Raw genomic sequence first — 14,066 nt, forward strand, 5'->3', positions numbered from 1 at the left:
AAAACATAGCCCTCCCAGTCGGCTCGAATACATCCACTTTATCAAACCGCTGTTAGCGCTGTGTTTTAGAAAGGTAAAATATATGACGTCTTTTGTAAAAGGATGTCGAAATATCGGAGCAGCTTCAACCGAAGCGCTGTGTTTTATACCATTTATTGCTTTGCCGTCCCGCGATCTTGTCCAGAATGATGGACCCGAAGGCCTTCACGGAAATGATCAGGAACAACTGGGCATAGGTGAAATAAGAAAGACACGAAATTATGAAATTTTCCGTATTGCTCTGTCCAATATCCGACGCGAGCGCCAGATTGATCTGCAGCACGTAGATAAAATACATCAAGGCCCACGCCACAACCAGATAGACATAGACATCCCCTGCGAATTGGAACGGTGTCGACACGTCTGGCATGAACAAGTGAACAATCTGATAGACAATATTGGCGACGAAAATGATATCCGAGATCACAATTGCCAGCATGAACCAGAAATAACTAGCGGCATAATACATGACGTGCAGCTTGATACGCCAGCTAGATTTGTTAAATAAATGATGGAAGTTGTCCATGATAACGTGAAAATTGCCTTTGGACCAACGCCCGCGCTGCTTCATATAAACACTGAGCTTCTCTGGCTCCTGCTGATACGCCTCGGCCTGCGGAGCCAACGCAATTAACTGGCCTTTTTTCATGATTTCAAAGGATACCGCGGTATCCTCCGTAATGGCATCTTCATCCCAGCCGCCAATTTCACGCATAAGATTTGTCTTTACGATAAAATTCGTACCCGGAATCGTGCCGATCTTGAACAGCTCCCACAGTCCGGTATGATGCACCCGCTGAATCGTAACGAGCTCCTGATTAATACATTTGGACAGGAAGTTCTGGCCCCGGTTACGAGCCTTGTTGCGGCCGAATACTGCTCCATATAAATCGGGCTTTTCCAGCGCCTTCTGTATCAGGAACTGCAGGGCGTTCCGTTCCGGCGCCGCATCGGCATCGTACACACAGATCCAATCTCCCGTGGCCAGCTTCAGCGCATCATTCAATGCTCCCGATTTACCGCCTGTTCCGGTACGCTCCATAATCATGAAATCGCGGTGCTTATAGCTGGATCTGTTCTTCAAGTCTCTCAGCTTGTCCGCCGTCCGGTCTGTGCAGTTATCCGCGATCACAATAATCTGCACTTTATCCTCCGGATAATTCAAGCGCAGAATATGTTCCGCTGTGATCGCTATAACCAGATCTTCATTATGCGCTGGCACAAGCACCGTGACCGTAGGAAAATCGTCCATATTTTCCGGAATGACAAACTTCGTCCGGCTCTGCCGGATCAAAAAGCGGATGGCCCCCGACATAATAACAATGGCCTCCAACACCGCAATCCAAATACTTATAATAGTTACAAGAAGTACAAAATCAGTCACTTGGTCTCCCCCGATCGTATTTGCGATTCACTTGTGCCCGAAAGACCAGTGTGGCCACCGTCAGAACCAATATGGTAGCCGTAAAAAAAGAACTGACAATAATACATAAAGGGATGAACCAATCCAAGTAGCTTACCATCTGTCTAACCTCTTCCCTTAAATATACTCTCCAATAAGGTCTGTCTCCGTATTCCTTTCCAAAGCGCTAATCACGCCGTCAATATGCTCATACTTGCCGAACTGTTCGGGCTGAAATACAAGAGCGCCCGAGCGGACCACCAGCTTGAGCGGCCCGCTTTTCAAATCCGTAAAAGGAACTTCCATCATCGCCTGCTTGATTCGATTCGTCAGAGATTCCAAAAATTCCGAAGGGGTCATCGGACAGATAATGACAAAGCGGCCATTGTCTATAAAAAACTTATAATCCTCATAGCGAAGCTGCTTCTGAATGGTGTCGGACAATTCGAGGAGAAGCGATGAGTAGCCCTCTGAACCTAGAGACTCCTGAACAAGCGGCAAAAAATCAATTTTGAACATGGCGATGCAGAATCCGTACCTGTCCGGGTGCCTGCGGGCCAGATTGGACTGTTTGACGATCGCATCGGTGAATGCTTCTTTGTTCCCCAATGTAGTATGCGGGTCAATTTGCGGATTTTTCTGCTCCAGCTCCTCCAAGCGTTCCATGAGCCGGATGCTCCGGATCAGATACGTTTTAATAAGGGCCGCCACGAGTACATTGGCAGGGATCAGCAGAATCGTAGAAATGACCAGAGCCTCCGCTGGTGCGTAGGTAGCGATCCATACCAAATAGATGACGAAAAACACAAATATACCCACCACCGACACCCCGATCGGCAGCAGCAAGCCGACAATCAGAGCTACTAGAATCGCCGCATTAAAAAGCAAATCCAGCGCCGTATAGGTTTGGGTCAGATAAATATCCAAAAAGACAAACTGCTCCTGCAGCAGAGCAATCACAATCAACAGTATGTATCCCCATTTCACGCCCTGCAGGGGCGTCTTGCTTTTCATCTGAGTCATTCTTTCCGCTATCATCATGTCACCTGCACATTCTATAATTATTGATTTTCTTGAACTGATTCTTCTGCAATGAGAGGAAACAGATTGTCAAAGATATGCGTATCCTTGCTGAACACATACCCTCCGGGATAATCCGCATCCTGACCGCGAAATGCCAGCATACGCTCATCCAACTGACGGGCAAATTCCGTGTCGCCTGATTTTAATGCCAGCAAAATGGCAAGAGCATAGACGGAAGGAGATTCATAGGCGGCATCGGGCTGCCTTGTATCTCTGTTGTAGCGTCCTATGATTCGATGCCTCTGCTCGAACTCGGTCTTAAGAAACGTGACAAGCTTATCGGAGGTGCGGCCGATTTCCGCACCGTTCAAAGCGACGAGCAACTGGTCGATCAGGTTGACCGAGTCATCATAAATATAGGTTTTCTGATCGATTTGATATGATTTTGGATAAAAGAGGCCGTCATCCGGCATATCCGTCAGCAGCTTCTTATGACGCTCATACACAGACGGCTCCAGCACTCCGTTTCGGGTCATGTTCGATAATGCGGACATGTCCAGGTAGGCGAGGCTAAGGGCAGATGACGACTCGTTGCGTGAGAAGTCATGATAATCAACAAACCATCCCTCCCTCATCGCTGATGCGACAAGCGTTCCTGTCAGCTCATCCGCCGTCACCCGGTAGCTCTCCTCATTCCATTGATCCGCTGCCTTCCATAAGGCATCGATAATCCGGAAATCATCGCCTAGCGCATTGGTGTGCACATTCGATTTCCCGTCCTCTGCCAGCTTCCAGGCAATATAACCCTCCGGCATGATGAACCGTTCCTTTAACACGTCATAGCTGCGGTCAAACAGGGGCTTGTCCTGTCTCAGCAAAGCATACTGCATCCACAAGCCAAGCGATTCCGAGAGCGCCTCTCTTCCCGCAGCGATCTCCGGTACCGTAGACGTTCCGTCCTGAAGGTAGCTTGCTAATGTACCATTCGTATTGATCATGTGCTGTTCGATAAACTGTTCCGTGGATGAATTCGGAGATTTCCGCATGGTTTCCTTCCCATACATCATAGAGGCAATACCGCCGCCAATAAGAAGCACTGCTAGTAGGGTAAGCGCATATCCTGAGAGTCTTTTATACATGTAGTCACCTCTGATGAATCTGTGCATGAGATCTTCTTTTTTTTAGGCCATACTACCTATTGAAGCACAAGTGGCAGGAATATACCATACACAATCCTTTCCTATGTCTTTCTTTTTTGTGAAAAAATAAAAAAACCAACCACCGACGACCCTCGAGCCGTCAATGGTTGTAGTAGGGAACTCCTACATTTCTGCAGCTTGCATCTATAGTTTAGCGGTTCACCCTCTACAAAATCTCTACAAGCCTGTCCCTAGACCCACAAAAGCAGCTATCCCGGCATATATGGATAGCTGCTTTCTGCTTCTTTGGTCTTGACCCGTTTAGTTTATTCACGGGACAGGGCATATAGGTTATATTTAAATTCATGTACACCCAATGTTGATTTCGTTTGGAGGCAAATGACAATGGAACTGAACGCCCGGCATTTATCCGTCTCGTTCTCCGATGCGGATATCGTGAAGGATGTTTCCCTGAAAGTGAAAAGCAAGCAGTTCGTCGGCCTGATCGGTCCTAACGGCTGTGGCAAATCCACCTTGCTCAAAAGCATTTATAAAGTGATCAAACCGCGTGGTGAAGTGTTCTTAGCCGATACGGACCTCATCAAGTCAAGTCCCAAGGAAGTATCCAAAAAGCTCGGTGTTGTCGGGCAGTTTAACGAGCTGAGCTTCGATTTCACCGTACGTGAGATGGTGATGATGGGCAGAACCCCGCACAAGGGCTTGCTGGAAACCGACAATGACAAGGATTACAGCATCGTGGATGAAGCCCTGCACAAAGTAAATCTGGCAGCCTACGCGAGCCGCAGCTATAATTCTTTGTCCGGTGGCGAGAAGCAGCGGGTCATTCTGGCACGCGTGCTTGCACAGCAGCCGGAATTTCTGATTTTGGACGAACCCACCAATCACCTGGACATCAAGTATCAACTGCAAATTCTGAATATTGTGCGCAAGTTAAACATTGGCATCCTGGCGGCGCTTCATGATCTTACATTGGCCGCAGAGTACTGCGACTACTTATATATGATGAAGAAGGGCGAAGTGATCGCGAGCGGAATTCCTGAGGAGATTTTAACGAAGGAACTGATCGGGCGAGTATTCGACGTGAACTGCGAGATCTACCGCAATCCCGTAACCGGCGGCCTGGGAATCGCTTATTTGGAAACCTATTGAGCAGCCCTGTGACCGAAAGCTCCCTTTCCATGCTCTGAGACGCTCCGGGAACGAAGCATTCCTACAATCGCTGTTGACCCTCCGAGCCAAAGGCGAGCGCTCCGCTTTTCCGGAATTGCTTCGTTCTCTCCGCTGCTGCGTGCACGTCCCTACCTAAACCAGTTCTTTTGGTTATTTATAGATGAAGAAACAACCATTGACGGCAGTTAGGCCATCGATGGTTGTTGTATTAATTCCTTCTTATTTGTCGATCAAATTGGTCAGCTTCAGCATTCTTGCGATCATTGCTGTTGCTTCCGCACGCGTAATTGTAGCTTGCGGGTTGAGCATCTTAGGACCATTGCCTTGAATGATTCCTGCGTCAATCAACTGCGCCACATCCGCTTTGGCCCAGTTCGATACCTTCACCCCATCTTTATATTGAGCCAGTGCAGAAATATCCTGACCTGCCGCATCCTCGGATTGGATCAAACGGTACGCGCGGGCGATCATTGCAAACCCTTGTTCTCTCGTAATTTGCTTGTCGCCGTAGAAGCTGCCGTCCTTATAACCACGCACGATATCAAATTCATCAGCAATGGCTACTGCTTTACCATACCATGCAGATGCTGGTACATCAGCAAAGCTGGATTGTGCTGCTTCTGGACGCATCAGACCCAAGCCGATCACCACGATCTCCGCGAACTCGGAACGTGTTACACTGCGGTCTGGCGCGAACGTGTTGTTCCCGTTCCCTTTCAGATCCAGTCTTGCAGCGATGTTATTAACATCCGCTTGACCCCAATGGGATCTCACATCAGCAAAATCCTGCGGGTTCCAGATAACAGAGTAGATGCCGCTGCTGCGCAGATCGTTAATTTGTGCAAAATAACGGTCGTTGATTTTCGTTACAACCGTCGGCACATGATAGACGCTGCCGTCCGGGTTCACCACCACACCAGTCGTAATCCGGTTTGGATCGACGCCTGCTGGCAGAGCGATATATTTCACGGCATATCCGTTCAGTTGGCCAGATCCTACAGTCTTTCCGTCATTGCTAAATGTCAGATCCAGATCCACTGGATCTACCAGCAGCTCGTAACCTGCCGCTGTTGCCTTGCTCTTCGCGGACGCAATCACGTCTTCTGCAGCACGCTTAATGTCAATACGAACTGCAATATCGCTTAGCGCAGCGTTGTTCAATTGATCAGCCACAGCAGACAGATTCATTTTTCCAACAGGCACTGGATAGATCGCCAGCAGGTTGCTGATTTCCAGGCTTGCTCCCTTATCTGCCAGTTGCTTAAGGTTTTCTGCCGTCAAACCTTCTACCTTCAGGTCGCCTTCATTCGGTGAGTGAATCGCCAAATCCTGGCCTGTACCTTCCGTTATGGCATCGGTCAGCTTGTCTTGATCTACCTTAATCGATGTTACGGTGCGACCGTCTGAAGTCGAGGTTGTGCCGGTTGCGAACGGATTTTCGTTGCCATTCAAGGTAACATCCAGATCAGCCTTCGGATTCTCCGGAGTTTCAGGTTTCTCTGGCGTTGTTGGTGGTGTTCCGCCACCTCCGCCTCCGTTATTGCCGCCGTTGTCGTCATCGTCATCATCGTCGTCGTTATCGCTGACGCTGGTTCCTCTGTAAACCGTCAGCGTATAGTCTTTATACTGGCCGTCTTCTTCGGTTACACGAACAACAACGGTATTGGCACCGATATTCAACGCAAGATCACCGCTGAGGCTGCCGCTGGTTACTTCCTGCCAGTCACCACCATTCACCTGGATCTCGATCTTGGCATTTGGATTCAGCGTCGTTGGGGTGAACTGCATCTGATACACACTGGAGCCCACGCTCATGGTGTAAGATGTCCGTTCCGGATCAAATGCCGGATTCAGGCTTCCTGTAGATGGAACAAGCGAAGTCAGCTTGCCGTTGGTGCTCGCTTTTTCACGAGCAATTTCAATCGTGTACTCGCTCAAAAGGTTTCCGTTCTTGTCATAGACCCCAACGGTCACGATATTCTTGCCTTCCTCAAGCGGAAGGTTGTCCCAGTCGCCCGCAGCGACCTCTTTACCATTCAGGTTAACCCGTACCTCTGTATCTTCCGGATACTGTGCAGCCGGGTTAATGCTGATGTTGTACACATCGTTCGGTACATTAGCTGTGTAGTGATCTTGGTTTGGATCAAAGCCCGGAGCCAGATCGATCCCGGAGCCGTCCTCGTTCTTTAATTGCAGTTCCTTTAAGAGGGACCCTTCCAGTACGCCCACTTCCGTTGTTGCCGTGATGAAGTCACTTGTGAAATCGGAATTGTACTCAACGATAACTCCCGGATCTTTATAGGCGCTAGTGCCGCCATGCGTATTGTTTACGCCTAAGTAACGTATATCCGTATTATCGGTGTCCAGTAGAAGTGTAAGGTGGACGTAGTCGGCTCCATTAAATGTATATTTAGCCGACGACTCAAGACCTGTGTACTGATTTTTTGTTACATAAATGGTTGGAAGATTATTACCAGTGTCCCAATTGGGAGCCTTAGTTTTAGTAGCACCTATAAAGCTAATAAAGTTCCAGCCACCCGAGAAGGGAGTCTTAAATTCTTTAAACATGCTGGCGATGGCCAACATTTCCGCAGGATTACTTGCTGTCGGCTCCACAAGATGCCCGTTATTGGCTGTTGCAGTCGTCACAGCATCCTTAAAAGTCATGCTGCTCTGTCTTGCCACGTATACAAAATAACGCCCATCATAAGCGCGCGCAGATGTTTTCCCATCACTCAACGGTGCCCCTGGCACTACGTTTACTGTGACCTTTTGCGTTTGCCCTGAATCTTGCTTAAATGTCATACTTTGAATTGCTGCCTGGATATCTTCATAGGTATTGGAGCTTGTAAAATTGAATATCCGATTGGTAGCTGTAGATTTGTCAGTGGAAATCCCGCTGATTTTTATACCATTCGTCAACTCGGTAATACCGCTGGCAAGCGTTCCGACATCAACCGAACCGTTATTTACAGCCACGGTGAAGTATCCACCCGCTGCATGAACTGCACCTGTTCTTTCAAATTTTGCATCTGAAAGCTGATAGGTCAATTCGGATACTCGAACAGGAGTACCAGGATCAAATGTCAGTGCATCCGCTGCTCTGACTTGTGACGGATGAAATGGCAGTATCGTCAATACCATAACGATTGCCACTAGCAAAGACAATATTCTTCGATTGTTTAATTTCAATTTATTCCCGCTAACGAAAGCCTATAGGGATTCTATATTGCAGCTTCTTTCTGTTAGCAGATTCCTCCCTTTTTCATCGGATGTATTATTGTCTAATATTTGGTTTAAACCCGTTCTTTTTCCCCAATCCCTTTTCAAATATTTTGCAAGGGTAATGTTTGCTCTTTCCCCGGTCCCCCTTTACTCGTCAATTAACTTCACATAGCCTTCTTGAGCCGGGATTGCAAACAGGCTGTCACCGTTACACAATCTCCTTTTGTTGAAATCTGAGACATTCTGTTTTCGTCAAATTCCAACATCTTTAATAACTCATAGTTTAACGGTCCTACCTCTACAAAATCTCAACAAACCGAAAAGACGCTCATAGGCAAATTCACTCTCAACAAAAGAAGCTGTCCCAAAAGAGTCCACATAACATGGGAACATTCCAATCTCCAACACAAAAGGACCTCGAATTCCACTAGATTGTGAAGATTGAGGCCCTTTTGAAACAACTTGCTTATTTGTCGATGAAATTAGTAGTTTTAAGCAATCTTGCGATCAGTGCCGTCACTTCCGCACGTGTTACCGTGCCTTGCGGGTTGAGCACAGCACCATTGCCCTCGATGATGCCTGCCTGGATCAATTGCGCTACATCCGCTTTCGCCCAGTTTGATACCTTCGCCCCATCTTTGTATTGCGACAGTACGGAAGTATCCTGACCAGCCGCCTTCTCGGATTGGATCAAGCGATACGCACGAGCAATGATGGCGAAGCTTTCTTCTCTCGTAATCTGCTTGTCGCCGTAGAAGTTGCCATCGTTATAACCACGCACGATATCAAATTCATCCGCAATTGCGACTGCATTTTTATACCACGCCGATGCCGGAACATCCGGGAAGTTCATCTGCAGGGATTCCTGGCGCATCAGACCGAGACCGAGAACCGCGATTTCCGAAAACTCGGAACGTGTTACACTGCGGTTCGGCGCGAACGTATTGTTCCCGTTGCCCTTCAGATCCAGTCTTGCCGAAATGTTGTTGACATCCTCTTTACCCCAGTGGGTTCTCACATCAGCGAAATCCTGTGGATTCCAGATGACAGAGTAGATACCACTGCTGCGCAGATCGTTGATTTGTGCAAAATAACGGTCGTTGATCTTCGTTACAACGGTTGGCAGGTGATATACGCTGCCGTCCGGATTCACCACGACACCTGTCGTAATGCGGTTCGGATCAACACCTTCCGGCAGAGCGATATACTTCACTGCGTAGCCGTTCAGTTGACCGGCTCTTACCGTTTGTCCGCCATTGCTAAAGGTCATATCCAGGTCGACTGGGTCAACCAGCAGTTCATAGCCTTCTGCTGCTGCTTTGCTCTTCGCAGATGCGATGACATCTTCCGCAGCGCGTTTAATGTCGATGCGGACTGCAATGTCGCCCAGTTCAGCATTGCCCAATTGGTCAGCCACCGCAGACAGGTTGATTTTTCCGACTGGAATCGGATAAATCGCCAGCAGGTTGCTGATTTCCAGACTTGCTCCCTTATCGGACAGCTTTTTAAGTGTATCGGCCGTCAAGCCTTCTACCGTCATATCGCCTTCATTCGGCGAGTGAATTACCAAGTCCTGACCTGTACCTTGGGATACAGCATCGGTCAGCTTGTCTTGGTCCACTTTAGCCGACGTTACAGTACGACCATTTGAAGTCAAAGTTGTGCCTGTTGCGAATGGATTTTCGTTGCCATTCAGGGTAACGTCCAAATCAGCCTTTGGAGCTTCCGGTGTAACTGGAGCCGGTGAAGTCGTGCCACCGCCACCTCCGGTGTTGCTGTTATTGTCGTCGTCATCGTCATCATCGTCGTTGTCATCTATCACAGTGGTTCCTCTGAAAATGGTGAGCGTGTACAAAGTTTCTCTACCGTTCACCGTTACCTTCACTTGAATCGTGTTTTTGCCTTCATTCAGTGGCAGGTCATCCGTTGCTGCACCGCTTTTCGCATCAAACCATTCGCCATCATTGAGGGAAATCTCAATCTTGGCGTTCGGATCAAGACCTGCGATCGAGTCCAGTGTTGGTGTGAGATATACGCTGTACGTTGCAGTGGTTGCAGTGTAATTCAGCACATTCTCATCAAACGCCGGAGAAAGCACAACCGGATTACCATCAGCGCCAGTCACTTCCAGGCCACCGAGCGCTTGTTTGTCCACGATGGCCAGCCCTGGGCTTACAACCGGAACGCCTGACGGCATACCTGTCTGCGCCTTTGGCGTTACTTCAAAGAACAGATACTTGCCAATCTCCGCGTCGGTAATCGCATAGGTCAAGTCTGTTGCTCCGACAATCGGTGTCTTATCGCTGCCGTCGCTTTTGCTGCCGCTATACCATTGATATACCGATCCGGTTACGCTTTCTACATCGCCATCTTCATCCGAGTAGGTATAACTTCCCGTTAATGTTTGTCCTGCCTCAGTAGTGCCTGTGATGTTTACATCCGTTGCAACAGGCGGAGCTCCAGCCGTGCCAAAGAAAACATCATCCAGGAAGTTCCCAACGTTGGCACCGCCTCCAGCAGAAGATACGGCTGTGAAAGCAAAGCGGGTCGTTGCTTGACCTTCAGGCACAACATAGTAACCTGTATAGTAACCCCACTCCGTATTTTCGTCAGACATCGTAAACGAATTCGAATACGGGCTGGTCAGTGTCGACGTTCCTGAGCCAGTTGTCTTCGTATAGGTAATATTAGCACCGCTGATTTCTGGTGCGGATAACGTCGTTTCTCCAGTCGGCTGTGTGAAATTACCCGGGGCTCCCACCTGCAGCTTCATCACATCTGTGCCTGTATTCCCTCTGTGGGCCAAATGCCAGACCAGCACTTGACCAGGTGTTGTCTTGACATCCTGATACAAGGTTGACTCTTGATAGGCGTTCAACTCTGCATGTTGATATCCTTCATATGCAGATACTCCCTCATTTGAATGTGACCATATTTCCATTTTGTTGTCTGTCGCAGATGTTTTCCATGCTACAGTCGGATCAGATTCGTCCACGATGTTCCAGCTACCTGGATAAGCCGGCGCTTCAAAACTGCCATTTGTAAGCAGATTGACCTCCGCAGTCGCCGCGTGAGATGCGGGGGCAAAGCCAAAGGTCTGTGCAGCAATCAGGATTGATAGCGGCAAATATAATTTCTTCTTATGATCCTTCAATTTCACAACCACAGTTTCTGCCCCTTCCTAAAACACTTTCGTCATTTTTCTACATTTTCCGTACTTCATATTCTAACAATCTAATCTCTACAAAAACTCTACAAAATCTCTACAAGCTGCAATAGGGCCTTTTATTCGCTTTTTAAAAAAGGGACTTTAAGCATTTTTTTCACTTAAGGGTGTTGACAATTTTCTATTCCCACATTATATTTATCTCAACATAAAGATTATTAATAAAGAGATTTCGTTAAGGCTGGTGATTGTCATGCCTCTTCAACTGAATGATGCTCAGGCCACTTCACTCAAGTTATTCGTTGTTCTCTCCAAAGCCTACAAGGCTATTTCAGAACAGGTTATAAAGGATATAAAACAATACGGTTTATCCCCTTCCGAATTTATGATTCTGGAGGTGCTGTATACGAAACGGCGCATCCCCCTGCAGCAAATTGGGGGAAAAATATTAGTGACAAGCGGCAGCATTACCTACAATATCGACAAGCTGGAGAAGAAGCTGCTGTTAAGACGCGTTCCTTGCCGGGAAGACCGCAGAGTGATTTATGCCGAAATTACCGACGCCGGGGACGAGTTATTCAACCGGATCTTCCCGGAACATGCGGAAATAGTTCACCATTTAATGAGCGGCGTGCCCCAGGATGAGCAGGAGGCGGCGATTGCACTGCTCAAAAAATTAGGAAAAAGCGTGAAGTCAGATACGAACAAAGGAGGCTGATGATTGATGCAACCAAGAGTGTACACCCCTGCCATGCAGGGAAGCGGCGAATTTGACGGCGGGAAAATTAAAGAGCAAAAGCCGATCGGCTTTTCGGGCGAAGGGTCGGTTATCAAACGTGTAGGTCCCCTGTTCTATTGGGCATGGGGAGCTTCAAGCGCGGAAGCCGTGATCGGCCTGCATCCTCATGAAGGCTTCGAGATTATGACCTATATCGTACAAGGCGAATCCTCTCACAAAGATACCCTGGGAACGGACAGCGCAGTGGGCGCAGGCGGCGTTCAGGTCATGCAAACCGGCTCGGGAGTCAGTCATCGGGAACAGCTCAGTGCGGATACGGAGTTTTTTCAAATCTGGTTTGAGCCTTATTTGGCAGAAGCGATGCTGAGAAAGCCCACATATCACCAGTATGAACATGAAGATTTTTCGATAGAAAGCCACGAAGCCGGCTATAGCGTGAAAACGGTGATTGGCAGCGGTTCCCCGATCAACCTCGTGGCCGATGCCGAAATGTGGGATGTTGAAATCAGCGGCGGAGCCCGATATGGGCATACCGTGCCGGGCGGCTATACTTTGACAGCTTTGGCTATTCGCGGGGCTGGAGTATGGGGAGAAGCCGACGTATCGAAGCGACAGAGCCCTTTTCGCCATAAGGATTTCATTGTAGGATATGCGGATTCAGATACATCAGTTGAAATTACAAATCCGCATGATGACATCCTGCGGCTGATTCTGATCAAGGTGCCGACAAACGTAAGCTACCCACTTCAACCCAAACGGTAATTGCTCTATCCCTTACGTCGAACGGATTCCGTGACTGTTGTGCCGACATCAGGCAAATTTGCCGCGGCAATAAAAAACTCCAATCAGCTTAGCCGAGGTGCTATCGATGATAATGAAGCCCTTCCATACAGTTCGAGCACTTGTCCGGAAACCGTAGACCGTCACTCGTGTAATATTCCGGATTCGTCTCATCCAAAATAAAAGGGCTTTCGCAGGACTGGCATGCCATTAAAATGGGGTCTTGTACACGAATAATCAGTGATTGGGCCCGCTCCGCCAATAAACGCTCCCATCCCGCGTCGTCCATATCATCGCTCTGTTGCAGCGCTTGGATCACATGACGAATTTCAGCCTGCACTTTTTTGAAATCGATGCGTTCCCACAACGCCAAAAAAGGAATATACTTCTTATCCCTGGAGCATAAAATTTTGTACAAAAACAAGAAGATCACGCCTCGATTACGTTCCTTCAAATACTCCATACTAAGCGGTGTCACGTTATTCTCCAGCCAGCGATCCCACTCTTGCAGGAACTCCCCAGCCCGTCTCTCCCTCTCGATCACCCATCCACGGGAAGTAAATACAATTAAAGGGTACTTGCCTCTCATCTCCGTTTCCAGAAAATCGGTCCGGATCATCTGATCCACTTTATCCATGATTTGCTCTAATGTAAGGTCTTTAAAGTAACCGTATGAAGGATTTTGATCTAACCCAAGCTCCAGCAGCTTTTGTTCCTTTGAGCCTTTCAAAATTTTCGCAAGCGTCGTCCTTCCGCCCTGGGCAATGATGTCGTCGGCTGCTCGCAAAATAGCCCGCAATTCAGGCTCCGGCAATGGTGTCAGGCGTTTTTTCATTGGCACCCGCGCTCTTCCGTTTCCTCCCATTTTATTCATCGCCCTCCTGCCTCTCGATCATGAACCCGGTCGCATCCTTGCCACTATCCATACCACCTTGTTGCCCCCAATTCCGGTGTGGGAGCGTAGCATAAAGACTTTCCTGATCCGCAAAGCTCTCCATTTCCTCCCATGTAACACCATACGGAACTCCCCAGCCCGTATATCCGGCAATATACGCAAACGTCTCGTCAGACCAAGAATCTTCGCCTCTTTGCGGCTCTTGTTGGCGTTTCCGCCTCTTTTCCTTACGGAGCTGTTTTTCTCTTGCTGCAGCCTGCTCACTTTCTTTAGCCTTCCGGACGGCATCATCGCTTAGCTGTACTCCCAGCATACGGAGTTCTGTAATGGCCGTCTCTGCGTTAACACCAAAATGCTTGCGATAACCACGAATGTAGCTACTCCCATGATAAGTTTTTATCCAACTTGCTGCAGCCGATTGCAGCCGTCTCTCCCTGTTCATTCTTTTGACTCGAGGTTCGGGATAG

10 protein-coding genes are annotated in these 14,066 nt (G+C 48.3%); 3 read left to right on the forward strand and 7 right to left on the reverse strand.

The annotated features are described in order from the left end of the window. Window positions 1–124: 124 nt before the first annotated feature. From OIN60_RS22235 to OIN60_RS22245, 3 genes are all read right to left on the reverse strand, one after another. Window positions 125–1,423, reverse strand: coding sequence for a glycosyltransferase family 2 protein (locus tag OIN60_RS22235; RefSeq protein WP_305757057.1), 1,299 nt, complete (start codon window positions 1,421–1,423; stop codon window positions 125–127). Window positions 1,424–1,579: 156 nt separating this feature from the next. Beyond that, window positions 1,580–2,479, reverse strand: a complete 900-nt coding sequence (locus tag OIN60_RS22240; RefSeq protein WP_305757113.1) for a GGDEF domain-containing protein — start codon at window positions 2,477–2,479, stop codon at window positions 1,580–1,582. A 23-nt stretch (window positions 2,480–2,502) separates the two neighbouring features. Continuing rightward, entirely contained in the window at window positions 2,503–3,603 is a 1,101-nt protein-coding gene (locus tag OIN60_RS22245; protein ID WP_305757058.1) for a glycosyl hydrolase, read from the reverse strand. A 405-nt stretch (window positions 3,604–4,008) separates the two neighbouring features. Here OIN60_RS22245 and OIN60_RS22250 point away from each other — a divergent pair, with 405 nt between their 5' ends. Further along, the gene (locus OIN60_RS22250) at window positions 4,009–4,773 is read left to right on the forward strand and encodes an ABC transporter ATP-binding protein (protein WP_305757059.1); all 765 of its coding nucleotides are present in this window, start codon (window positions 4,009–4,011) and stop codon (window positions 4,771–4,773) included. 240 nt (window positions 4,774–5,013) lie between these two features. Here the strand turns inward: OIN60_RS22250 and OIN60_RS22255 are convergent, their stop codons facing one another. Beyond that, the gene (locus OIN60_RS22255) at window positions 5,014–7,938 is read right to left on the reverse strand and encodes an S-layer homology domain-containing protein (RefSeq protein ID WP_305757060.1); all 2,925 of its coding nucleotides are present in this window, start codon (window positions 7,936–7,938) and stop codon (window positions 5,014–5,016) included. A gap of 547 nt (window positions 7,939–8,485) precedes the next feature. Next, window positions 8,486–11,185, reverse strand: coding sequence for an S-layer homology domain-containing protein (locus tag OIN60_RS22260; RefSeq protein WP_305757061.1), 2,700 nt, complete (start codon window positions 11,183–11,185; stop codon window positions 8,486–8,488). Between the two features lie 253 nt (window positions 11,186–11,438). Here OIN60_RS22260 and OIN60_RS22265 point away from each other — a divergent pair, with 253 nt between their 5' ends. After that, window positions 11,439–11,903, forward strand: coding sequence for a MarR family winged helix-turn-helix transcriptional regulator (locus OIN60_RS22265; protein WP_305757062.1), 465 nt, complete (start codon window positions 11,439–11,441; stop codon window positions 11,901–11,903). A 6-nt stretch (window positions 11,904–11,909) separates the two neighbouring features. Beyond that, complete coding sequence (locus OIN60_RS22270) at window positions 11,910–12,686, forward strand: pirin family protein (RefSeq protein ID WP_305757114.1); 777 nt, start codon at window positions 11,910–11,912, stop codon at window positions 12,684–12,686. Window positions 12,687–12,786: 100 nt separating this feature from the next. Here OIN60_RS22270 and OIN60_RS22275 read toward each other — a convergent pair whose 3' ends face one another. Further along, on the reverse strand, window positions 12,787–13,578 hold the full coding sequence (locus OIN60_RS22275; protein ID WP_305757063.1) for an RQC-minor-1 family DNA-binding protein: 792 nt from the start codon (window positions 13,576–13,578) through the stop codon (window positions 12,787–12,789). Further along, window positions 13,571–14,041 (reverse strand): hypothetical protein, encoded by a 471-nt coding sequence (locus OIN60_RS22280; RefSeq protein WP_305757064.1) that lies wholly within the window; start codon window positions 14,039–14,041, stop codon window positions 13,571–13,573. Before OIN60_RS22280 ends, OIN60_RS22275 begins: the two co-directional genes overlap by 8 nt. Between the last annotated feature and the right edge of the window lie 25 nt (window positions 14,042–14,066).

The sequence above is a fragment of the Paenibacillus zeirhizosphaerae genome (genome assembly GCF_030705605.1).
GTDB classification, from domain to species: domain Bacteria; phylum Bacillota; class Bacilli; order Paenibacillales; family Paenibacillaceae; genus Paenibacillus; species Paenibacillus zeirhizosphaerae.